This window comes from Roseibium sp. 10G30-5, assembly GCF_055809635.1.
Map to the genome: position 1 here is coordinate 3,200,953 of NZ_CM147918.1, position 22,730 is coordinate 3,223,682.

The following is a 22,730-nucleotide window of genomic DNA, read 5'->3' on the forward strand; positions in this document are numbered from 1 at the left end:
ACCCTTCCCTGACGAGATATCACGTTTTCGTTATTGCCATAGAGGCAACGCCGGAGTCTCGTGTTTGTTGCGCTTGACACGCGAATAAGCTGTCGCCTCTGTGTGTGCGGCCAAGCTTACATCTCTTCTTTTACACCTGCACGGATAAGCCACCAGTTAACCGGGTAGGCAGTAAGAAAGCCTGTGCACATGGCAATCTGCATCGCGAACCAGAATTCAGGCTGGGCAGCATTGATCTCGGCGTGTAACAGATCCTTGAAAATCCAGAAATGCGCAATGGCCATGAAGCCATACATGCCGATCTGCCAGGAGATCAGCGATGCGGCATCGGCCTTGAGTGCGGCCAGAGTGCCCTTGCCAACCGAAAGGCCACGCATCGGAGCAATGGCGAAGAACTGGAAGATCACGCCGATGACGAAGGCAAAGACGAAATCCAGTCCCCAGACTGCAAAGATACGCTCTGAAAACAGACCGGGAAAACCAAAAGGAACAAGCACCGCAGGGGCCGCCAGAGCTAGGCTTTCAGCCATGACATCCCCCAATGTGCAGCCTGCGCCGCAATGCAGGGTTCCCTTGGCAACTGCAATTGGAAATGCCGGGCCTTCACCGTCGCCATGAGAGTGGCTGTGCGCGTACTTGTAATAAAACCAGAGCACCAGCAGGCTGCCGAACAGACCGCATAACGGCCAGACAAAGTTCATGACGGCCATGGGAGCGGGGCGCTTGCGTAGGTCCAGCGCAATGAGGGCCGCACTAAGAACGCCCAGGAGCAGGGAAAGGCAGGAAAGAATTGTCAGCCAGATCGGTGTCATGATGTCTCTCGGGTTGGAGTGCAACTGCGAGCGAATGTCAGAACCGGTGGCGGGGGGCGCAGATCATGTCGCCCCCGGGCCGCCGCGTGCCGCGATCACCGCCGTTTAGTGGGGTAATCGTGTCTGACAGCATAGTGAACTAATGGATCCGGAGGGGTGCAAGTTCCCAAGTGGCTTTGATATCATCTTGATTACAAGTCTAAAAAGCCTGCGGTCCGCGTGTGGAAATTTTAGAAACGGCTCATCAGGAATGGCGAAGGATCAGACAGACGCGGTTCGCCGATAATTCCCTGAACCACTTGTTTGGCAAGGCCCGGACCAATGCCGAAGCCATGGCCGGACAGGCCCGTCGCAATTGTCAGACCTTACCAGCTTTCCGGTGTGTCGATGATGGGCACTTCGTCCGGGGTAACGTCAATCAGCGCGCCCCAGCTTTCTGCAATCTGGGCGTCGGCCAATTGCGGGTGCAGCGCTTGTGCGCCAGTCAGCACGGCCTTTATCAGGTTGGCGTCAGGAGCGGGATTGTAGATGCGGTGTGTCTCGAAGGGCGTTATGTCATCCGCTTGCCAGCGATGATGCCCCAGCGGACCAAAAAAATCAGCGCCGAACCGGATCTTCATCATGCTCCAGCGACGGCGAATGGTGGGTAAAAACGGCTTGAGGTGACGAAAGGCCGCCGGGATCAACTGGAATTCGGCCGCATTGCTGCGGGCAATGGTATAGCCGCCATCCAGACGACGACGGATGGAAGCCACGCCAGCGCCAAGCGCCCCTGGCGACAATCAATGGCGCAGCCGTCGTGCGCAGAACAGAAGACTTGATCGCCAATTGCGGAATATGAACGCCGATGTTCTCAAGGAAGGGTCTGGACCACGCGCCACCAGCCAGAACCACGTGGTCGCACGCAATCTCTCCCTTTTCGGTAATCACCGAAGTGATCTTACCGGCGCTGCGCTCCAGTGTGCGCACGGCACAGTTTTCCAGAATGACAGCGCCATTTTTCCGGGCCAATCGTGCCATCGCCGGCACCGCCAGAGCAGGCTCCGCAATGGCATCGGATGGTGTGTGCAGTGCTCCGGCAAAGGAGTTGGTCGGGCGCCCAAGATATTTGCCGATCTCGGTGCTGGACAGCAAGTGTGACCCATGGTCAAAGCCTTTGGTATCTGCCAGCCAGCGCTCATGGGCGGCCAGTTCCGCTTCTGTTGTCGCCAGATAAGTGATGCCAGCGCGCCGATAGCCGATGTCCTCGCCCAGGCGCGCATTGATGTCGCTCCAAAGGGCAGCGCTTTCGATCATCATTCGGAGTTCGCGGGCATCACGACCTGCCTTGCGGATCCAGCCCCAGTTGCGGGACGATTGCTCGCCAGCAATGTGACCCTTTTCGCAAAGCACCACGGGAATCCCCAGATCGGTCAGAAACAGCGCTGTGCACACGCCAATGATCCCGCCACCGATGATGACGACGTTGGTTTGGGCGGGGAAGGCAAGGTCAGGTTGCATGAAGATCGACCATATTGAATTCGGTGTTTGTTTCAGTGGGGCAAATCATCCTATAAGGCAAATATCAATTTGATCATGTGGAATGCGAAAATGTTATGACGTCCTTTCTGTCCCAGCGCTCCTTGGAAGCTTTTCGCTCGGTCATGCGATCCGGCTCGGTCACGGCGGCTGCCGACGAATTGTCTGTGTCGCAGCCGGCGATCTCCCGATTGATCCGCGACCTGGAAGACCGGCTTCAACTCACCCTTTTTACGCGCCATGGTGGCCGGGTGGTGGCAACGCCACAAGCGCATGAACTGCTGGAAGAAGTGGAACGCAGCTTCATTGGGCTTGGAGAAATCCAGCATGCTGCGGATCAGATTCGACAAGGTTATCGCGCCAACTTGCGAATTGCGGCGGCTCCAGCCTTTGCGCAGGCGGCCTTGCCTGTGGTGATTGCTGACCTGCTGCATCAGAGGCCGTCTTTCCGGGCTGAGTTTCTGTCCATGACGACGTTGCCGGTCTTGCGACAGGTGGCCTCGCGCCAGTGTCGTATTGGCTTCGACATTCCAACGCGGCCGACGCATGAAGTGGATATCATTGCGCGGGGCGATGTTCCCTACTGCTTTATTGCTCCCCCCGGACATCCGCTGGGCGCGCGTGATATCGTGCAATTGAATGATCTGTCCGGCCTTGGTTTCGTTGGCTTCGTCGAGAACACCACGTCGGGCCGTTTGCTCGACCGGACTTTCGCTCGCATGGTGGTGGCGCCTGTGGTGCGCATGAAATGCTATGTTGCAACAGTGGTGTGCGGATTGGTGTTGCGGGGCGTCGGGGTTGCTCTCGTCGATGCATTCAGCGCCCGCGAACATGAACGTGCGGGCGGTATTGTGCGTCCTGTCGCGCTGAACGACCCGTTTGAATATTCCATCATCAAGCCGCAGGGCGAACATCTGGGAGAGGAGTGCCTCGCCTTGATCGACGGCTTTGAACGCTATGCCCGTTGGGTGAAGGAAGAGGCAACCGTTTGAGCCTTCACGGCTTTGCTTCGGGTGGCAAGCTGTTTAAGTTTCGCCTGACCGCAACGCTTTCACACAGGCAAAGCGCGCGGCCCAGCGACCTGCGGGATGGCCTGCAATCAGGGAAGGGAAAACGATGAAGTTTCTGAGATATGGCGAAAAGGGGCAGGAGAAGCCGGGCGTTCTGGACGATGAAGGCCGCATTCGCGATCTGTCCCAGATTGTGCCGGATCTGGCCGGAGATGTGCTGCGTCGTCTGGAGGAACTTGGTTCGCTCGACGTTTCGACCTTGCCGGTCGTGGAGGGCAATCCTCGCCTTGGTCCGTGTGTTGGCCAGATTGGCAAGTTTGTCTGCATTGGGTTGAATTATTCCGACCATGCGGCCGAGAGCGGTATGGATGTGCCGGCGGAGCCGATCATCTTCACCAAGCTTAATTCGGCGATCTGTGGTCCCAATGATCCGATCATCATTCCGCGCAAATCTGAGAAGACCGATTGGGAGGTCGAACTGGCCTTCGTGATCGGGCGTCCGGCGAAATATGTGTCGGAAGAGGATGCACTGGATCATGTGGCGGGTTATTGCGTCGTCAATGATGTGTCAGAGCGGGCCTACCAGACAGAGCGCGCCGGTCAGTGGGTCAAGGGCAAGTCTTGCGACAACTTCGGCCCTATCGGTCCATGGCTGGTGACCCCGGACGAAGTTGGCGATCCGCAGGACCTCGACATGTGGCTAGAGGTTAATGGCAAGCGGTTTCAGAACGGCTCCACCAAGACGATGGTCTATGGCGTGCGCTATCTGATTTCCTACCTCTCGCAATTTTTCACCTTGCAGCTACAGGTGATGTTGTGACCACCGGAACACCTCCAGGTGTCGGTATGGGCCAGTCACCGCAGGTATTCCTCAAGGCAGGCGATACGGTGGAACTGGGTGTCGACAAACTGGGGACACAGAAACAGGTCTGCGTCGACGATCTCTGATGTTCAACGGGAAACACTGTGCGGCCGGGACTTGCCTTTGTGTTTGATGTTTCCGGCCGCGCGCAGCGTTAAAAAGAATTGGTGCTTTATCGGCTCAAAAGTCGGTGCGCAGACGATAACCCGGCGCATAAACCATCCGGACATGGGTGATCGGCTGACCCAGATCCCACGTGGCGCGATCATTGGCAAACAGGGCTGTGCCGGGTCGCGACTCGAAATAATTTGCCAGTGTCGCGTCCGCGTCTATGGCAAAGAACACCATTTCACCGCTGGTATAAGGCACGTTGTGAACCAGCCATTCGTTAGCTGTGACCGTGTCGAAGGCAACATTCTCGATCTCCGGCACAGCCTCACAATTGGTGTAGCGGACTTCATGCCCGAAAGGTCGGTCATCAGCATAGTGCATTGTCTCGGTATAAAGCAGGCGCGCGTCCGAGGCGACCGGGAAGGCAGCTCTCAGTTGCGGCGGAATGTGCCGGATCTCGCGCGACAACAGCACGTGTCGATAGGTGCCGCCGCGTGCCTCGATCTGCTCGCGGATGATGGGAATGGTGAACGTCGCCTTTTGCGGCGGGTTGATCGCGACCCGCGTTCCGGCACGCCGCTTGCGCGTTACCAGACCGCTTTCGGCCAGATCTCGCAGCGCACGATTGACCGTTGTACGGGCGCAGCCGAACTCAACCGCCAGATCCATTTCACTGGGAATAAGGTCGCCCGGCGCCCAGATCCGGTCTCGGATACGGTGCAGCAATTCCGCGCGGATTGCGGTCCAGCTGTTGGTGACTGGCTTGGCCGTCAAAGCTTCTGCCTCAGCGCTTGCATGGTGGTGCGGTAGCGGGCGCGAATGGCGTCGCTCTTGATATGGTGTCCGTCGCGTACGACATGCCGGCCCGCAGACCAGACGTCGGTGATCATGCGATCATCGCCCGCGAAGATCCAGCTGTCGAGCAATTCGTCCCCCTTCCTGCCTTCCAGATCAATCGTCTGATCATCCAGAGCTAGGAGATCGGCCTGCATGCCAACTGCCAGAACGCCTGCGTTGCGTCCCGCTGCCTGAGCGCCGCCGCGGGCGATGGTGTCGAACAGGATACGGCCGGTCGATTTTTCCGAGGTTGCGACTGTAGCGCGGCATTTGTCGCGCAGGCGCTGGGAGTATTCAAAGGTCCGCAGTTCTTCCGAGAGCGAGATGCGGATGTTCGAATCTGATCCGTAGCCGAAATGACCGCCATTTTGCAGATAGGTGACGCCGTTGAAAATACCGTCGCCCAGACTGGATTCAGTGATCGGGCACAGCCCCGCAACAGCGCCGGTCTTCGCCAGCGCGATGGTTTCTGCATCCGTCATTTGCGTGCAATGGATCAGACACCAGCGTTCGTTGACATCATGTGTGTCCAGCAGCCACTCGACAGGGCGTTGGCCAAGGGCCTGAACCACTTCCTCGACTTCGCCAACCTGCTCTGCCAGATGCATGTGCAGGGGACGGTTGCCGGCAAGCTGCACGGCTGCCGCCAGTCCCTCTGGGGTCACGGCGCGCAGGGAATGTGGTGCGACGCCGATGCGCGCATCCGCAGGCAGGGCACCGATGGCTTTCTCGGCCTGCTCATGCAGCCGCATGAAACGGTCGACATCATTGCCAAAGCGGATCTGGCCTGCACCCAGGGGGCGTCCGTCACACCCGCCTTGGCTGTAAAGCACGGGCAGAAGCGTCATGCCGATGCCGGTGTCCGCAGCGGCGGCAACAATGCGCTCGCTGAGTTCGCCGAGAGTGTCGTAAGGCTGACCGGATGGCTGATGATGCACATAATGAAATTCGCCGACCCCCGCATAGCCCGCTTCCAGCATTTCCATCTGTACAAATGCGGTGATGGTCTCGATGTCATCCGGCGTCAGCAGGTCGAGAAAGCGGTACATGATCTGGCGCCACGTCCAGAATGTGTCACGACTTTCGCTGCCACGCCGTTCGCTCATCCCTGCCATGGCGCGTTGAAAGGCATGGCTGTGCAAATTGACGGGGGCGGGCAGAGCAACACCGATCTGCTGACCGCTGGGGCTCGAATTTGCTGTCAAACTCTGGATTTTCCCGTCTGCCGCGATGTCGATCTGCACGTCTTTTTGCCAGCCGTCCTGCGTCAGCGCAGTGCGCGCAAAAAGGCTTTGTGATGCGTTTGAAGGCTGCTCGGCACAAATTTTCAACACGGCCTGAATCCTCGTTGACAGGTAAATATGTGCATGCATATTCTCAAATAACACGATTTAATCAAGTCTGGAGTTGCTCTTGTCATCCTTTCTTCTGACAAACGCCACGCTTGCAACCTTGCAGGCTGGCGAGGCTGCCTACGGACTTTCGCAGGCGAATGCTCTTGCCGTAAGTGATGGAAAGATTGTCTGGATTGGCGATCATGCCGATGTTCCTGCTCAATTTTCGACCCTGCCTGAAAAGGATGCCGGAGGCCGTCTGGTCACGCCCGGGCTGATCGATTGCCATACGCATGTGGTGTTCGGTGGCGACAGAGCGCGCGAGTTCGAAATGCGCCTCGAAGGGGCAAGTTACGAAGAGGTGGCGCGCGCCGGTGGCGGCATCGTCTCCACCGTGTCCGCAACCCGGTCAGCCTCGGAAGACGACTTGCTGCGGCAGGCTTTGCCGCGGGTCGATGCCTTCATTGCCGAGGGCGGCACGACCATGGAGATCAAGTCCGGCTACGGGCTCGATCGCGAGACCGAATTGCGGATGCTGCGCGTTGCTCGTCAGATCGGCAAGGTGCGGCCTGTTCGGGTTCTGACCAGTTTTCTTGGCGCACATGCGGTGCCTGCCGAATACAAAGGTGCCCCGGTCCAATATCTCGATGAGGTGTGCCTGCCAACGCTGGAAGCCGCGCACGCCGAAGGCCTGGTAGATGCGGTCGATGGCTTCTGTGAGGGCATTGCCTTCTCTCCGGCCGAAATGTCGAAAGTTTTTGACAAGGCACGCGAGCTTGGCCTGCCGATCAAGCTGCATGCTGAACAGCTCTCCAATCTTGGAGGAGCTGCGCTGGCCGCCGACTATGGGGCCTTGTCCTCGGATCATCTGGAATATCTCGACGAAACCGGCGTGAAGGCCATGGCGAAAGCGGGCAGCGTGGCTGTGCTGTTGCCCGGTGCCTTTTACACCCTGCGCGAAACGCAGGCTCCGCCGGTAGATCTGCTGCGCAAGCATCAGGTTGCGATGGCTGTCAGTACCGACTGCAATCCCGGTTCATCACCTATGTCCTCGCTGTTGTTGACACTCAACATGGCGTGCACCTGTTTCCGCATGACGCCGGAAGAGGCGCTCTCAGGCGCGACACGCGTGGCGGCACAAGCCTTGGGTCTGGCCGATTGCGGCGAACTGAAAGTTGGCCTGCGTGCAGACCTGGCGATCTGGAACATTTCCCATCCTGCCGAACTGGCTTACCGGATCGGCTTCAATCCCTTGCATGAACGCATTTTCGGAGGCTTGTCATGAGTTTTATTGTCCTCCATCCTGGCGCGACGACGCTCGACCAGCTTGAACAGATTTACCGCGGCGAGTTGGCAGTGCAGATCGACCGTGCCGCCAAGGATGGCGTTGACCGGGCGGCAGCCCGAGTGCGCAAGGCCGCGAGCGGTGAGGATGCTGTTTATGGCGTCAACACGGGCTTCGGCAAATTGGCCAGCGTCAAGATTGCGCCGGAAGACACTGAGACACTGCAACGCAACCTCATCTTGTCGCACTGCTGTGGCGTTGGCGATCCGATGCCCCGTGGCGTGGTGCGCCTGATGATGGTCCTCAAGCTCCTGTCGCTGTCTCGCGGCGCGTCCGGTGTGCGCTGGGAGGTTCTTGAATTGATCGAGGCCATGCTGGACAAAGGCGTGACCCCGCTTGTTCCTGCGCAAGGCTCCGTCGGCGCGTCCGGGGATCTGGCGCCTCTGGCCCATATGACGGCCGTGATGATCGGTGAAGGCGAGGCCCATTACGAGGGCAAGCGCATGAGTGGGGCCAAGGCCCTGCGCTCGGCAGGCCTTACGCCGGTGGTGCTTGGCCCCAAGGAAGGCCTCGGCCTGATCAATGGCACACAGTTTTCGACCGCTTATGCGCTCATAGGCTTGTTCGATGCCTTGGCGTCTGGCGCAGTCCTGTCTCGTAACCTCGTCTCTGTCGACTGATGCCATCATGGGCTCGACCGCGCCGCTGCTGCCGGAAATTCACGCCTTGCGCGGGCACCGTGGTCAGATCGAGGTTGCCGCCGGGATGCGCGGCCTGATGGCCGGATCTGAAATTCGTGAAAGCCACCGTGAAGGCGACAGCCGCGTGCAGGATCCTTATTGCATTCGCTGCCAGCCGCAGGTGGTGGGCGCTTGTGTGGATCTGCTGCGCATGGCGGCAGGCACGCTGGTGATCGAAGCCAACGCCGCAACCGACAATCCTCTGGTTTTGACCGAAGCCGATCAGATCGTCTCTGGCGGCAACTTCCACGCTGAGCCGGTGGCTTTTGCAGCGGATCAGATTGCGCTGGCTTTGGCTGAAATCGGTTCGATCGCCCAGCGTCGCGTGGCGCTTATGGTGGATCCGACCTTGTCGTTTGATCTTCCGCCGTTCCTTGCCAAATATCCGGGGCTTAATTCCGGATTGATGATTGCTGAAGTCACCACGGCAGCGCTGATGAGCGAGAACAAGCATATCGCGCATCCCTGCTCGACGGATTCCACGCCGACCAGCGCCAATCAGGAAGACCATGTATCGATGGCCGCGCATGGGGCGCGTCGGCTGGGGCGCATGACCAGCAATCTTGGTCACATCCTCGGCGTGGAGCTTTTGTGCGCGGCGCTGGGCGTCGAGTGTCGGACCCCGTTAAAGACGAGCGCTGCTCTGCAAAAAGCCATTGATTGCCTGCGTGAAGATGTAGCGAGCCTGAAACAGATCGTTTCATGGCCCCGGATCTGGAGGCTGCCACAAAGATCGTTTCGTCCGGCAGACTTCTGGCCGCCGTCGATGGCACGGCCTTGCTCGAATTGGAGAACTGAGATGGATCCCGTTAAAGTTCACCGCGGCGATGGCCCTGTCATTCTTGGTGTTCCCCATGCTGGCACTCATGTCCCGGCAGAGGTCTGGGACACCCTCAACGAGACAGGGCGGGCGCTTGCCGATACGGATTGGCATGTCGACCGGTTGTACTCGGATCTGTTGCCGGGCACGACGATGGTTTGTGCCACCTTCCATCGCTATGTGATTGATGCAAACCGGGACCCGGAGGGCGTGAGCCTGTATCCGGGCCAGAACACCACGTCCTTGTGCCCGACCACCGATTTTGACGGCAAGCCGATTTACAAGGAAGGGCAGGCCCCTGATGAGGCGGGAATCGCCCGCCGCCTGAGCGCTTTTCATGCGGCCTACCATACGGCGTTGCAGGCCGAAATCGACCGGGCGAAGGCCCGTCACGGTTACGCGGTGCTGTATGATTGCCATTCGATCCGCTCGCATATTCCGTTCCTGTTCGACGGCAAGCTGCCGGACATGAACATCGGCACCAATCAGGGCACGACCTGTGCCCCCGAAATCGAAAGCGCGGTACTCGGTCGCGCCGCTCAGGCCACGGGCTACACGCATATTCTCAATGGACGCTTCAAGGGCGGCTGGACCACGCGGCATTACGGTCAGCCGCAGGACAAGGTCCATGCCATCCAGATGGAACTGGCCCAATCCACCCATCTGGCCAGCGAGGCACTGCCCTTCGAGTATGACGAAGGCCGCGCCACATCTTTGCGTGACGTGCTGGCACATATTCTCGCAGATCTGGCGACCGCCGCCAAAGATTTGCCCCGATAAGAAACCGAACTGTTTGATCCTTCCGGAGTACCTGATCCATGGTCGATCGCCGTCATAATTCCCGCGATGTGTTCCCGCCCACCGGGACCGAGCTGAACACCAAGTCCTGGCTTACCGAGGCACCGTTGCGCATGTTGATGAACAACCTGCACCCGGATGTGGCGGAAAACCCGCATGAGCTGGTTGTCTATGGTGGTATTGGCCGCGCAGCGCGCACCTGGGAAGACTTTGATCGCATTGTCGCGGCGCTGAAAACGCTGGAAGACACTGAAACGCTGCTGGTTCAGTCCGGCAAGCCGGTCGGTGTGTTCCGCACCCACAAGGATGCGCCGCGCGTTTTGATCGCCAATTCCAATCTCGTGCCGCATTGGGCCAATTGGGACCACTTCAACGAACTCGATAAGAAGGGTTTGATGATGTACGGTCAGATGACGGCCGGGTCATGGATCTACATTGGCGCACAAGGCATCGTCCAGGGCACCTATGAAACTTTCGTGGAAGCGGGGCGCCAACATTACAATGGCGATCTCAAGGGCAAATGGATCCTGACTGGTGGTCTGGGGGGCATGGGTGGTGCACAGCCTCTCGCCGCTGTCATGGCAGGGGCCTGTTGTCTGGCGGTTGAATGCGATGAAAGCCGCATCGATTTCCGTATGCGGACCCGTTACGTCGATGAAAAGGCGCATAGTCTTGACGACGCGCTGGAGATGATCGAGCGCTGGACCAAGGCAGGTGAGGCCAAGTCCGTTGGGCTGGTCGGCAATGCTGCCGACATCTTCCCGGAACTGGCCCGACGCGGTGTTCGTCCCGACATTGTCACCGATCAGACCTCGGCCCATGATCCTGTCCACGGCTATCTGCCCAAGGGCTGGAGCGTGGCTGAATGGCGCGAGAAGCAGGAAAGCGATCCGAAAGCTGTCGAGAAGGCAGCTCGCGCATCGATGCGTGAGCATGTTGAAGCGATGATCGCCTTCTGGGACAAGGGCATTCCGACGCTGGATTACGGCAACAATATTCGCCAGGTCGCTCTGGATGAAGGTCTGGAAAATGCCTTCGCTTTTCCGGGCTTCGTGCCGGCTTACATTCGTCCGCTGTTCTGCCGTGGTGTCGGTCCCTTCCGTTGGGTAGCGCTGTCCGGCGACCCGGAAGACATCTACAAGACCGATCAGAAGGTCAAGGAGTTGATCCCGGACGACGAACATCTGCACAACTGGCTGGACATGGCGCGGGAGCGCATTTCCTTCCAGGGTTTGCCGTCCCGCATCTGTTGGGTTGGTCTTGGTCAGCGCCATCGCCTCGGCCTTGCCTTCAACGAAATGGTTCGCAACGGTGAGTTGAAGGCCCCGGTCGTCATTGGTCGAGATCATCTGGACTCTGGCTCTGTGGCCTCCCCGAACCGCGAGACCGAAGCCATGAAGGATGGCTCGGACGCCGTGTCTGACTGGCCGCTTCTCAACGCATTGCTGAACACTGCATCGGGCGCCACGTGGGTGTCGCTGCATCACGGCGGTGGGGTCGGCATGGGTTTTTCACAACACGCCGGAATGGTCATCTGCTGTGACGGTTCGACGGATGCTGATGAACGTCTGGCGCGCGTCCTGTGGAATGATCCGGCCACCGGTGTCATGCGTCATGCAGACGCGGGCTATGACATTGCCATAGACTGTGCGAAAGAAAATGGGCTGAACCTTCCCGGTATTCTGCCCAAAGACTAAAAAATATAATAAAAACAAGCCATAAGGTGCTTTCAATCTTCCATAAAAACAGGGGAATTGACATGAAGAATAAAGTAGTCGGATTGCTCGTGGCAGCCGGAATGACCATGGGCCTGGCTCAGGCCGCCCAGGCAGACATGCTGTCTGACATTAAGGCCAAGGGTGTGATCGTTTCCGCGACGGAAATGCACTATGCGCCGTTCGATCTGCTCAAGGACGGCAAGTATGTCGGCCTGTCGCATGATCTTTTTGTCGAGGTGGCCAAGGACCTGGGCGTCAAGGCCAAGTTCATCGATCTGCCGTGGAACTCAATCCTGCCGGGTCTGGATGCGGGCAAGTTCGATTTCGTCAATGCACCAGTGACACTGACGGCAGAGCGTGAAAAGCGCTATGCCTTCACGCTGCCGATCGGCAATGCCACTGTCGCGCTGGCCAAGAAGGCGGGTGACGACAGCATCACCAAGCCGGAAGACATTGCCGGCAAGACGGTTGGTTCGCAGAAGGGCTCGTCACAGCTTGAGCAGCTCAAGGCATTCTCTGCCAAGCTGAACCCGCCTGCCACTGTGCGTGAATACGTCAACATCGACCAGGCTCTCGCTGATCTGGCGGCCGGTCGCATTCAGGCCGTTGCCAACTCGCTGCCGCTCATGGGCTATGCCAGCGTCAAGCGCCCGAACCTCTTCAAGGTTGTTCTGCCGCCTTTCGGTGATCCGAAGTACTTCGGCTGGGTGACCCGCAAGGATGGGTCTGAAAGCCTGATCAAGGCAATCAACGCGTCGCTGTTGAAGATGCATGAAGACGGACGTCTGAAGGCCATCAATGAAAAGTGGCTCGGCTCGTCTCCCGAGCTGCCTACCACGATGCCCGACGTCAAGTAATCGACGATGGTTCCCGGCGGTGACACTGTTGCCGCCGGGCTCCCCGCCGCCTGTCCGGGATACTCGGACGGCCCAGGTCATTCGTCTTCGGGGATGCGATCTTGAATTTTTCCTTTCAGACCATCTGGCACAATCTGCCGTATTTGCTTGATGCTGCCAAGTGGACCGTTCTGATCTCGCTTGCTGGCATGGTCATCAGCATGTGCTGGGGCACTGTGCTGTGTGCAGCCCGCCTGTCCCGCGGGCAGGTCATCTGGCGGCTTGCAGCTGTCTACATCAGTTTTTTCCGCGGCGTTCCGCTGCTGGTGCAGCTCCTGATGTTCTTTTACATGCTGCCTTACATCGGCCTGAACCTGCCAGCCATTCCGGCGGCCATTCTGGCCATCGGCATGTGTTCGGCCGCCTACACGTCCGAAATCTTGCGCGGATCACTGATTGCCATTCCGCATGGCCAGATTGAAGCCGCTGATGCGCTGGGCGTTCCGCCATTGTCGTTGTGGGCGCGAATTCTGATCCCGCAAGCCGTCCGCATCGGTCTGCCATCGCTGGTCAACGAGTTGATCCTGCTGGTCAAGGTCTCGTCGCTCGCCTCGGTCGTGGGCATTGGCGAATTGACGCGCGTGGCGCAGAATATCACCGGTGAAACCTATCGTCCGCTGGAAATCTACATCGCTGCTGGTGTGATCTATTTCCTGATCAATCTGGTGATCTCGACGCTGGGTCGGATTGTCGAACGTCGCTTGCAGATCGGATAGGAGCCGCCGCATGGATTTCGCACTTATCCTTCATTACGCACCCGACCTGCTGTTCGGCTTTGGCATCACCATTCTGTGCTGGATCTTCGGGTCGCTTGGTGGAGTCATTCTGGGCTTTGCGCTGGCGTGCCTTTACCGCTGGGGGCCAAGGGTCCTGCGCTGGATCATCTTCGCTTATGTCGAGGTGATCCGCGGCACACCCTTCATGATCCAGTTGTTCATCCTCTATTACGGCGGTCCTTACGTGGGGCTGGTGTTGTCTCCGGTCGAGGCGGGCATCCTGAGCTTCATTGTCTATGGCAGTCCGTATTTCTCCGAGATCTTTCGCTCCGGCTTCAATGCCATTCCGCAAGGCCAGATCGAGGCCGCCCGCTGTGTCGGCCTGTCGGAGATGCGTATCCTGCGGCGGATCATCCTGCCGCAGATGCTCGTGCCGACTGTCGCACCGCTGGTGAATTTCTTCATCATTCTGACCAAGGAAACCGCGATCCTGTCCGTCGTGACGGTGCCGGAATTGCTGTTCCAGACACAGACGATGGCGTCTGAGACGTATACATACGTTGAACCCTTCCTGGTGCTGTCGCTGTTCTACTGGCTCATGGTGATGGTGACCAGTTGGCTGGGCGGCAAGGCGGAAGCCCGTGTGACGCGCCATCTGAGGCGGGCCTGACGAAAATGGAAAAGCAAAACATGACAGATCCACAGACCGATACCCCGTCCCCGACACAGGCAGGAGCCGCCGGTGAGCAGATCATCACGGTGCGCAAACTGAGCAAGTTCTTTGGTGACTTCGAAGCCTTGCGCAGCATTGATCTGGACGTCAATCGCTCGGAAGTTTTGTGTCTCATCGGCCCGTCCGGGTCGGGCAAGAGCACCTTGCTCCGCTGTCTTAATTTTCTTGAGGCCTATGACCGGGGGGAGGTCCATCTGGAAGGCGAGTTGATCGGCTGGCAAAATGCCATGGCGACACCACGCCAGCCCGTCGCCTCAAGCACCTTGCGGCGTCAGCGCCAACACATCGGTATGGTGTTCCAGCAGTTCAATCTGTGGCCGCACATGACCGCCATCGAGAATGTTGCGGAAGCCCTGACGCAGGTCAAGAAACTGTCGAAGGCGCAGGCAATGGAGAAAGCGCGCGCCGCGCTGGAAAAGGTCAACCTGGGTGACCGGATGAACAATTACCCGGCCAATCTGTCCGGCGGTCAGCAGCAGCGTGTTGCCATTGCCAGGGCGATTGCCATGGAACCCCGTGTGATGCTCTTTGATGAGCCGACCTCAGCGCTGGACCCGGAACTGGTGGGCGAAGTGTTGTCAGTCATGAAGGAAATGGCGGCCGAAGGCATGACCATGGTGGTGGTAACGCATGAAATGGGCTTTGCCGCCCATGTTGCCGACCGTGTAGCCTTTCTGGAGCAAGGGCGGCTCGTCACGTGTGTGCCGCCAAAGGAAATCTTTGGCGAAGAGCCGGAAGACCCGCGCATTCGCAGTTTTCTTCAGACTTACCGCGAGCGCAACGTGGTGTAGCCACGTGTCAAAAGGGCTATTTGGATAAAAAGAGGGGATGATCCGGGGGCGGATCATCCCCTTTCAAGTTCTGTCACATGAACGGGCTCAGGCTGCACTGCCCAAGCCGAATTCCTTCAGGTGACAGGCTGCAAAATGTCCCGTGCCACGCTTTGTCAGTTCCGGACGGTCGACGTTGCATGTGTCGAAGGCGACCGAACAGCGCGTGTGAAACGGGCAGCCGGTTGGCAAGTCGAGGGGACTTGGCAGTTCTCCTTTGGCTGCAGACTTCTCTGAGCGTTTGTCCGGATCGAGATCCGGAGCCGCGTCCAGCAATGCTTTGGAATAGGGATGCCGTGGAGTTGTAAAAAGGTCCTCCGTTAGCGCAACTTCCACGATACGCCCCAGGTACATCACGGCCACACGGTGCGAGATATGACGCACAAGCCGTAGATCATGCGCCACGAAAATGACGGTGAGCGAAAGGTCTTCCTGAAGCTGCAAGAGCAGGTTGATCACCTGCGCCTGCACCGAGACATCGAGAGCAGAAACCAACTCGTCGGCAATGATGATTTCTGGTTCGACGGCGAGTGCGCGGGCAATGCCGATGCGTTGACGCTGGCCGCCGGAGAATTCATGCGGATGACGGTCTGCCGCATCGGCAGGCAGGCGCACCAGATCCAACAGCTCGTCGATCCGGTTCGGAATGTCTGCCTTGGGTCGCATCTTGTGGACCTTCAGCGCTTCGGTGAGTGTCTGGCGTACCGTCATACGCGGGTTCAGCGATGAGTAGGGATCCTGAAAGATCATCTGCACACGGCGATTGAAATCTCGGCGTGCAGGCCCCTTCAGCTCGGCAATATCTTGACCCTTGAACAGGATCTTGCCGTCTTCTGGTTCATAAAGCCCAACAAGGCACCGCGCCAGAGTGGACTTGCCGCACCCACTTTCTCCAACAATGCCAAGAGTTTCTCCAGCGCGCACCTCCATATCGACGCCATTCAGCGCATGTACCATCAGACGTGGTTTTCCCGACAGTCGACGTGAAATGGTCTGTCCGGCGTCAAATTCCTTGGTGATCTGCGTCAATGACAGGATGGGGGATGAGGTGTCTGGCATCAGGCCACTCCTGCTTGGGCGACGGCAGTGCTGTGAAAACAGGCGACCGAGCGGTTGTCATCGAAAGGCAGCAATTCTGGCTTTCTGTCGCGGCATTGGTCCGTTGCGAAATCGCAGCGCGGGTTGAAGGAGCAGCCTTTCGGCATATTGGTCAGACTTGGCGGGGTGCCATCAATAGACTGTAATTGCGAGCGCTCGCTGCCGCCTCTCGGTACTGAGCCGATAAGTCCGCGCGTATAAGCATGATAAGGTTTTGCAAGGATGTCGCGCACATTGGCGGTTTCGACAAGCCGTGCGGCATACATGACAGCAACCCGATCGCAGGCACTGGCGACAACACCCAGATCATGGGTCACCAGCACGACGCTCATGGCGAATTCATCGCGCAGGTCAAGAATGAGTTTCAGGATCTGATCCTGAATGGTGACATCCAGCGCTGTTGTTGGTTCGTCGGCCAGCAACAGGCGCGGTGAGCAGGCCAGGGCAATGGCGATCATGGCCCGTTGGCGCATGCCGCCGGAAAACTGATGCGGGTAATCGTTGAGGCGTGTTTGAGCCGCGGGAATGCCCACGATGTCGAGAAGTTCAAGAGACCGTTTCTGGCGTGCCCTCGCATCCAGATCCGTATGGGCGCGCAGGTTCTCGTCAATCTGTACTTTGATGGGCAGCACCGGGTTGAGGGCTGTCATCGGCTCCTGAAAGATCATGGCGATTTCGCCACCGCGTACCCGACGCAAGGCGTCCTTCGACATGGAGAGAAGATCGCGGCCTTCCCATTCAATGGAACCGCTGATTTCGCCGGTGGCGCGCAACAGTCGGATGAGCGACCGTAACGTGACACTTTTACCTGAGCCGGACTCACCCACGAGACCAAGTATTTCTCCCTTGTAGACATCAAAGTTGACGTCATCCACGGCGCGTACGGGACCTTTGGGGGTGTTGAAGGTCGTCGTCAGCCCCCTGACGCGCAAAGCCGGTGTTGCTGAAGTCATTTCTTGATCCTTAGAAGTTCCGTGACGCCATCACCGAGCAAGCTGAAACCCAGTCCGGTGATGATGATCGCGATCCCCGGGAACACAGAGATCCACCAGGCTGTGGTCATGAAGTTTTTGCCATTGGCAATCAGGACGCCCCATTCGGCGGCGGGCGGTTGCGCCCCCAGGCCCAGATAGCCAAGACTGGAGCCGAGCAGGATGGCCAGCGCCATATCTGTCATCCAGTAGACGATGGCTGGTGTCATGGCGTTGGGCAGGAGATGGCGGAAGATGATGCGTGTGGCGGAGTAACCCATCACCTTGCCCGCTTCCGCATAGTCCAGGCGCTTCTGGACCTTGATTTCGCCAAGCGTCAGTCGGCCATAGAACACCCAGTCAATGATGCCGACGGCGATGTACATATTGATCAGGCCAGGGCCCAGAACCGAAACGATGGCGATCACCAGCACGAGGAAAGGAAAGGTGATGGTGGCATCGACGATGCGTCCGAAGATGGATTCCGTCAGGCCGCCAGCATAGCCGACGAACGCGCCGATGATGGTGCCGACGACGGCTGGCACGAAGGTCGCAAAAACGGCGATCTGCATGTCGATGGTATAGGCGTGTATGACGCGCGAAAGCATGTCACGGCCGAAGTTGTCCGTGCCGAAGGGGTGGGTCCAGCTTGGAGCTTGCAGCAGTGCGCCATAGTCAAAGGCATTCGGATCATATGGGGCAACTGTGGAAGGGAAAACCGCCAGATACAGGCTGATCAGCAGGATCAGACCACCTCCTATAAAGGTGATTGGCAGTTTTTTCGGCCAGCGAGCCTTGCGGGCCGCAAGAGGTTGAGTTGCGGTCTCACTCATCGGGAAATCCTCGGGTCAAGCCAAGGCCTGTAGCAGGTCGGTGGCGAGAAAGATCAGTGACACGATGATGGCCAGAGAAATCGTCAGACCCTGAATAACCGGATAGTCACGGCCATAAATGCTGTCGATCATCAGGCGTCCGGCACCGGGAATGGCGAATACGGTCTCGGTGATCACTGCGCCGCCCAGCAAAACCCCGACCTGCAGGCCAAACAGGGTGATGGTCGAAATGAGGGCGTTGCGCAGCACGTGGCGGCCGAGAATGATCTTGATGCGAAGACCTTTGGAACGAGCAAAATCCACATACTCGGCGTCGATGACGTCCAGAATGGCGGCGCGTAAGTTTCGCATCAAAATGGCGGACAGACTGAGTGCCAACGTCACCGCAGGCAGGAACAGGTGGTAGAGATGCGCACCGAATGTGTCGCCATACCCCCCAACCGGAAACCAATGCAGATTTGCGGAAAAGACGATCAATAACAGCAGGCCGACGTAGAACACGGGCATCGACAGGCCAACCTGAAACGTGCCGCGAATGGCGGTGTCCGCGGCCTTGTTGGGGCGCAGGGCTGCCAGAAAAGCCAGAGGTACGGACAGGCCGATGGCAATGATGGCAGCCATGCCGGTCAAAAGCAGGGTGACAGGCAATCGGTCTGCCAACAGGCTGGTGACTGGAATGCGCAGTGCAATCGATTCTCCGAGTTGTCCGGAAAACACGTTGCGAATGAAGTAGAAGAACTGGACGAGCACCGGTTTGTCGAGCCCAAGCTGGGCATTGATGCGGGCGATGTCCGCCGCCGTGCCGCGATCCCCCAGCATGACGGTTGCCGGGTCGCCGGGGAGCAAACGGACAAGAACAAAGGTCACGACGAGAATGAAGGCAATCGTCGGGATCATCTGCAATATGCGGCGCAAGATGAAGTTGAGTGCAGTCAAAGAACTGATCCTAGGTCGCAAGGCAAAGAAGAAGGGCCACAGAATGGCTGCGGTCCTTCTTCCCAAGCCATCAGGCAGGCTTACTTCTTGGAGATCCAGGTATACCGGAAGATATTATTTCCCAGCGGGATCTGCTCGAAGCCGTGGACGTCTTTCGCCAGAGCCACGGGATACGGTGTTTCGTAAAGCGGGATCGTTGGACCGGTTGTGTTGAAGATCTTCTGGATCTTGGCGTAATCCTCAGCACGTTTCTTTGGATCCAGTTCCTTTTGCGAGGCTTCAAAGAGCTTGGTTGCGTCCTTGTTGCTCCAGTGGGTGTGGATCGAATCGACAGTCGGCGGGTACACAGCATAGGATGTGAACTCGTTCGGATCGGCAATGTCGTCCGTCCATACAGACATCCGCATGTGGAAGGTGCCGCTACGGTACTGGCTGTCCCGGGTGCCGTTGTCGACCTGGTTGATCTTCAGCTTAACCCCGAGCTGGGCCCACATCTGTTGCAGGGTCGTGGCAATGCCAATTTCGTCCTGATTGCCCGCAAGGACAAGGATGCTTGTTTCAAAGCCCTTCGGATATCCCGCATCGGCCAGAAGCGTCTTGGCTTTTTTCAGATCATATGGATACAGCGGCTTGTCGCCGGAGTGCAGCGGCGTTGCCGATGACATGAAGGAGGTCATCGGAGATCCCACGCCATGCGTAACGATCTGGATGATGGCCTTTTTGTTGGTGGCGTAGTTCAACGCCTGGCGAACCTTGACATTGGCCAGCGGGTTTTTGTTGCCGCCCAGTTCCTTGCGCACATTCATCGTGACGTATTCGACACGTGTGGATGGGAACAGCGCCATGTTGATCTTGGTATCGGCCTTCAACTCGCTGACACGCGCGTAAGGAATGTATTCCGTACCGTCCAGCTCGCCGGACTGAAGCTTCAGAATACGCGTTGCGTCATCCGGAATGATTTCAAACTTGATGCCGTCCAGATAGGGCAGGGGTTTGCCGTCGGCCCCTTTGGCCCAATAATGCTTGTTGGCGACGAGCTGCATGGAGGAGCCGCGGTCCCAGGATTTCAGTACGAAGGGGCCAGAGCCGACCGGATTCTTGGCAAAGCTCTTGGCCTTGTCTTCGTCTGTTTTGCCTTCGGAAGCCTCATACTGTTTTTCAGGCATGATGGCCGAATTGAACACGGTCAAGGCATGCAGGATCGCTGGATCAGGATGCTTCAGATGCATGACGACGGTGCTGTCATCCTTGATGGTCACGGTCTTCACTGCACCCAGCAGGAAGTTCCAGATGCCGTTCTTTGGATTGGCAGCACGGTCCAGTGACCAGCGTACGTCTTCTGCGGTGATGGGCGAGCCATCGGAGAATTCGGCGCCTTTGCGAAGGGTCAGTGTGACGGCAAGCCCGTCGTCGGAAATCTGCCACTTGGTGGCGAGCCCGGGCTTCAGGCCTTTGCCATCCTTCGTCGGCAGAATAAGCGTGTCATAAAGGTTGGACAGCACCCAGATGTCGACGTTGCCCTGATTGTAGACCGGGTCGAGCAGCATGCTGTCGGCGAAGCGCCCATAGGTCATGACGCCACCACGCTCGACGGCATGCGCAGCGGTCAGGCTGGCGCTTACCATCATCGTGCTGACGAGAGCCGTCTTGAGAAAGCTTTTCATCAAAATCCCCTGATTTGAAGGTTGGTCTTATTGTTATAGTTGACTATAACGATTTTACGGAAATAGTGACCTTGTCAATAAAAAAATCGTGACGCAAAAAGTGGCAGCCTTGTGTAACAATTTGTGCAGCAAGGGAATTATGTGAAATTGTATTCCTTGTGTGTGATGAATCACTATAACACTTCAGAGGGGCCGATGGACTTCAGGATCGACCGAACATTGCCTGTGCCTTTGCGCCAACAACTCAAGGGCGTCATCGAATTTGCTATTGCATTTGGCGAATTGCGTGTTGGTGATGCCTTGCCGTCTGTTCGCGAAATGGCCGAGACGGTCGGTGTCGCTCCCATGACGGTGAGCCAGGTTTATCGAGAGTTGAAGAACGAAGGCATTCTGGAAGCCCGCCGTGGCGCGGGCACATTCATCGCAGACTGTTCGCAAACCCGCACAGCTCAACGATCGGATACGTCCGATTTGCACCTTCAGATTGATCGGGTGGTGGATACCGCGCTGGAGTTGGGGGTTGGGGCCGATGACCTGATCGCCATCCTGCGGGCACGCTTCCGCCATCGCATGCAGACGGGCCGCAGGTTGCATATCGTGATGGCTGGCCTTTTCCCGGAGGCCACCAACAGCTACGCAAGGCTGATCGCCGCCCAGCTTGGGGAGGGGGTCGTTGTCGAGCCAATGACATTGGATGGCTTGCGGTCAGATGCGAGACAGCGCGCAGTTGCTGCTTCGGCGGATTTTGTCGTCACCTTCAGCAATCGTGATCGTGAGCTGGCGGAACTGATCCCGACCGCAAAGGTGGAGATTCTGCGCTTCATTCCATCGGAAAAAACACGTCTCTCGCTCGCTGCGATCCCGCCAACGGCAAGAGTTCTCGTGTTGTCGCAGTTCCCTGACTTTATTCCGGTTTTTGTCTCTGCAATGCAGCGGTTCGCTGCCCATGTTTCGCAGGTGGTGACGATCAACTTTGATGATCCGGGCGTCGAAAGCCATCTGACCAAGGCGGACGTTATCGTCTATGCCACGGGAACTGAAGCGACAGCCGAACGGGCGCGGGAGGGCGCTCTCAGATTTGAATATCGCCACGACCCCGATCCGGCAGATGTCGACCGGGTTCTTTTGCCTCTCGTTGAAAAGGCCGCGGCGGCACACGCTAATGAAAAGGACTTGTAATGAAGATCAGTGATATGAATTGGGGCCAGGTGGAAAAATATCTTGAGAGCAATGACCTCGCGGTTCTGCCTCTTGGGTGTACCGAGCAGCACGCCTATCTGTCGCTGTCCGTTGATTCCATTCTTGCCGAGCGCATGTCGGTAGAGGCCGCCGAGCCTCTGGGTGTGCCTGTTTTTCCGGTCGTGCCTTATGGCATTACACCATCGTTCATGGCTTACCCGGGCACAGTCAGCCTGCGCATCGAAACGTATTTAAATGTCGTGCGGGATGTGTTGAACAGCCTGAAAAGTCATGGATTTCGCCGCATTCTGATCGTCAACGGTCATGGCGGTAACATTCCGGCCGGTAATTTCGCGCTTGAGTGGATGGGTGACAATCCCGATTGCGCTGTCCGGTTTCACAATTGGTGGAATGCGCCGAAGACCCTTGTCAAGGTGCAGGAAATCGACCCTGTTGCGTCCCATGCATCGTGGATGGAGAATTTCCCTGGACCCGTCTGGCCGGGGTTGCTCAACCGGACGAGCAGAAGCCTATGGTCGATTTTGCCCGCATGCGTGTGCGCGGTCCTAACGCCGTACGCGAGCTGATTGGTGATGGTAACTTCGGTGGCGTCTATCAGCGATCCGATGAAGACATGCAGAGTGTCTGGGATGCGGGTGTGGCCGAAACACGCGAACTGCTTCAAGGGCCCTGGAGCTGAGTGCTGCATGCCTGAGTGAAATCATTTGGAACGGGTGGGCAGGATTATTCCTGCTCGCCCGTTTTCGTTTCAGCATGGTTCTTCAGTCAAACAAGACCGTTTTATAAAGGGAAAGCGCAGAGCTCAGGGACACTCGGAAAATTTTTTGCAACTGCGAACAAAGTGAAATTTCGAGGCTGATGCAGAGTGTGTTTTTAGCCTAAATTATTAATTTCCTTGAAGGAGTCTGTACGGCTTACGTACGCGGTACTTGGGCAGGTGCGAAATGATTTCAAGAGTGCAATTAATCATAGGGGTATAATTAAATTTTGACCTTTCTCAAAAAATCG

21 protein-coding genes and 2 pseudogenes are annotated in these 22,730 nt (G+C 57.7%); 13 read left to right on the plus strand and 10 right to left on the minus strand.

Features of this window, described 5'->3' with window-relative positions; genetic code table 11:
* Positions 1–116: 116 nt before the first annotated feature.
* The 3 genes from AC0L7U_RS16190 to AC0L7U_RS16200 form a co-directional block, all read right to left on the minus strand.
* The gene (locus tag AC0L7U_RS16190) at positions 117–812 is read right to left on the minus strand and encodes a DUF4396 domain-containing protein (RefSeq protein WP_473692107.1); all 696 of its coding nucleotides are present in this window, start codon (positions 810–812) and stop codon (positions 117–119) included.
* A gap of 365 nt (positions 813–1,177) precedes the next feature.
* Positions 1,178–1,435 carry a hypothetical protein gene (locus tag AC0L7U_RS16195; protein ID WP_473692109.1) on the minus strand — a complete coding sequence of 86 codons (258 nt, stop codon included), beginning with the start codon at positions 1,433–1,435 and terminating at the stop codon, positions 1,178–1,180.
* A complete protein-coding gene (locus tag AC0L7U_RS16200; RefSeq protein WP_473692111.1) occupies positions 1,410–2,312 on the minus strand; it encodes an NAD(P)/FAD-dependent oxidoreductase in 903 nt (300 codons plus the stop codon). The genes AC0L7U_RS16195 and AC0L7U_RS16200 overlap by 26 nt, the downstream gene beginning before the upstream one ends.
* A 95-nt stretch (positions 2,313–2,407) precedes the next feature.
* Between AC0L7U_RS16200 and AC0L7U_RS16205 the strand changes: the two genes are divergently transcribed.
* Both AC0L7U_RS16205 and AC0L7U_RS16210 read left to right on the plus strand, forming a co-directional pair.
* A complete protein-coding gene (locus AC0L7U_RS16205; RefSeq protein WP_473692113.1) occupies positions 2,408–3,322 on the plus strand; it encodes a LysR substrate-binding domain-containing protein in 915 nt (304 codons plus the stop codon).
* A 124-nt stretch (positions 3,323–3,446) separates the two neighbouring features.
* A pseudogene (locus tag AC0L7U_RS16210) lies at positions 3,447–4,288 on the plus strand (fumarylacetoacetate hydrolase family protein).
* Positions 4,289–4,382: 94 nt separating this feature from the next.
* Here the strand turns inward: AC0L7U_RS16210 and AC0L7U_RS16215 are convergent.
* On the minus strand, positions 4,383–5,087 hold the full coding sequence (locus tag AC0L7U_RS16215) for a UTRA domain-containing protein (RefSeq protein ID WP_473692115.1): 705 nt from the start codon (positions 5,085–5,087) through the stop codon (positions 4,383–4,385).
* Entirely contained in the window at positions 5,084–6,484 is a 1,401-nt protein-coding gene (locus AC0L7U_RS16220; RefSeq protein ID WP_473692117.1) for a formimidoylglutamate deiminase, read from the minus strand. The genes AC0L7U_RS16215 and AC0L7U_RS16220 overlap by 4 nt, the downstream gene beginning before the upstream one ends.
* Positions 6,485–6,563: 79 nt before the next feature.
* Here AC0L7U_RS16220 and hutI point away from each other — a divergent pair, with 79 nt between their 5' ends.
* The 8 genes and pseudogenes from hutI (at position 6,564) to AC0L7U_RS16260 (ending at position 14,981) form a co-directional block, all read left to right on the plus strand.
* Entirely contained in the window at positions 6,564–7,769 is a 1,206-nt protein-coding gene (gene hutI / locus AC0L7U_RS16225) for an imidazolonepropionase (protein WP_473692119.1), read from the plus strand.
* Positions 7,766–9,307 (plus strand): annotated as a pseudogene (hutH, locus tag AC0L7U_RS16230) (histidine ammonia-lyase). Before hutI ends, hutH begins: the two are co-directional and overlap by 4 nt.
* Before the next feature lies 1 nt (position 9,308).
* On the plus strand, positions 9,309–10,109 hold the full coding sequence (gene hutG / locus AC0L7U_RS16235) for an N-formylglutamate deformylase (RefSeq protein ID WP_473692121.1): 801 nt from the start codon (positions 9,309–9,311) through the stop codon (positions 10,107–10,109).
* Positions 10,110–10,147: 38 nt separating this feature from the next.
* Complete coding sequence (hutU, locus tag AC0L7U_RS16240; RefSeq protein WP_473692123.1) at positions 10,148–11,824, plus strand: urocanate hydratase; 1,677 nt, start codon at positions 10,148–10,150, stop codon at positions 11,822–11,824.
* A gap of 62 nt (positions 11,825–11,886) precedes the next feature.
* The gene (locus AC0L7U_RS16245) at positions 11,887–12,702 is read left to right on the plus strand and encodes a transporter substrate-binding domain-containing protein (protein ID WP_473692125.1); all 816 of its coding nucleotides are present in this window, start codon (positions 11,887–11,889) and stop codon (positions 12,700–12,702) included.
* A gap of 101 nt (positions 12,703–12,803) precedes the next feature.
* On the plus strand, positions 12,804–13,457 hold the full coding sequence (locus AC0L7U_RS16250; protein WP_473692127.1) for an amino acid ABC transporter permease: 654 nt from the start codon (positions 12,804–12,806) through the stop codon (positions 13,455–13,457).
* 10 nt (positions 13,458–13,467) lie between these two features.
* Positions 13,468–14,127 (plus strand): amino acid ABC transporter permease, encoded by a 660-nt coding sequence (locus AC0L7U_RS16255; protein ID WP_473692129.1) that lies wholly within the window; start codon positions 13,468–13,470, stop codon positions 14,125–14,127.
* Positions 14,128–14,147: 20 nt separating this feature from the next.
* The gene (locus tag AC0L7U_RS16260) at positions 14,148–14,981 is read left to right on the plus strand and encodes an amino acid ABC transporter ATP-binding protein (protein ID WP_473692131.1); all 834 of its coding nucleotides are present in this window, start codon (positions 14,148–14,150) and stop codon (positions 14,979–14,981) included.
* Between the two features lie 87 nt (positions 14,982–15,068).
* Here AC0L7U_RS16260 and AC0L7U_RS16265 read toward each other — a convergent pair whose 3' ends face one another.
* From AC0L7U_RS16265 to AC0L7U_RS16285, 5 genes are all read right to left on the minus strand, one after another.
* On the minus strand, positions 15,069–16,079 hold the full coding sequence (locus AC0L7U_RS16265) for an ABC transporter ATP-binding protein (protein WP_473692133.1): 1,011 nt from the start codon (positions 16,077–16,079) through the stop codon (positions 15,069–15,071).
* Positions 16,079–17,071 (minus strand): ABC transporter ATP-binding protein, encoded by a 993-nt coding sequence (locus tag AC0L7U_RS16270; RefSeq protein ID WP_473692135.1) that lies wholly within the window; start codon positions 17,069–17,071, stop codon positions 16,079–16,081. Before AC0L7U_RS16270 ends, AC0L7U_RS16265 begins: the two co-directional genes overlap by 1 nt.
* Positions 17,068–17,922, minus strand: a complete 855-nt coding sequence (locus tag AC0L7U_RS16275; RefSeq protein ID WP_473692137.1) for an ABC transporter permease — start codon at positions 17,920–17,922, stop codon at positions 17,068–17,070. The genes AC0L7U_RS16270 and AC0L7U_RS16275 overlap by 4 nt, the downstream gene beginning before the upstream one ends.
* 15 nt (positions 17,923–17,937) lie before the next feature.
* Entirely contained in the window at positions 17,938–18,858 is a 921-nt protein-coding gene (locus AC0L7U_RS16280) for an ABC transporter permease (RefSeq protein WP_473692139.1), read from the minus strand.
* An 80-nt stretch (positions 18,859–18,938) separates the two neighbouring features.
* Positions 18,939–20,522 (minus strand): ABC transporter substrate-binding protein, encoded by a 1,584-nt coding sequence (locus tag AC0L7U_RS16285; protein ID WP_473692141.1) that lies wholly within the window; start codon positions 20,520–20,522, stop codon positions 18,939–18,941.
* Positions 20,523–20,717: 195 nt separating this feature from the next.
* Here AC0L7U_RS16285 and AC0L7U_RS16290 point away from each other — a divergent pair, with 195 nt between their 5' ends.
* The 3 genes from AC0L7U_RS16290 to AC0L7U_RS16300 are packed head-to-tail and all read left to right on the plus strand — an operon-like array spanning position 20,718 to position 22,401.
* On the plus strand, positions 20,718–21,701 hold the full coding sequence (locus AC0L7U_RS16290; protein ID WP_473692143.1) for a GntR family transcriptional regulator: 984 nt from the start codon (positions 20,718–20,720) through the stop codon (positions 21,699–21,701).
* The gene (locus tag AC0L7U_RS16295; RefSeq protein ID WP_473692145.1) at positions 21,701–22,288 is read left to right on the plus strand and encodes a creatininase family protein; all 588 of its coding nucleotides are present in this window, start codon (positions 21,701–21,703) and stop codon (positions 22,286–22,288) included. The genes AC0L7U_RS16290 and AC0L7U_RS16295 overlap by 1 nt, the downstream gene beginning before the upstream one ends.
* Positions 22,234–22,401, plus strand: coding sequence for a hypothetical protein (locus AC0L7U_RS16300; RefSeq protein ID WP_473692147.1), 168 nt, complete (start codon positions 22,234–22,236; stop codon positions 22,399–22,401). Before AC0L7U_RS16295 ends, AC0L7U_RS16300 begins: the two co-directional genes overlap by 55 nt.
* The last annotated feature ends 329 nt before the right edge of the window (positions 22,402–22,730 follow it).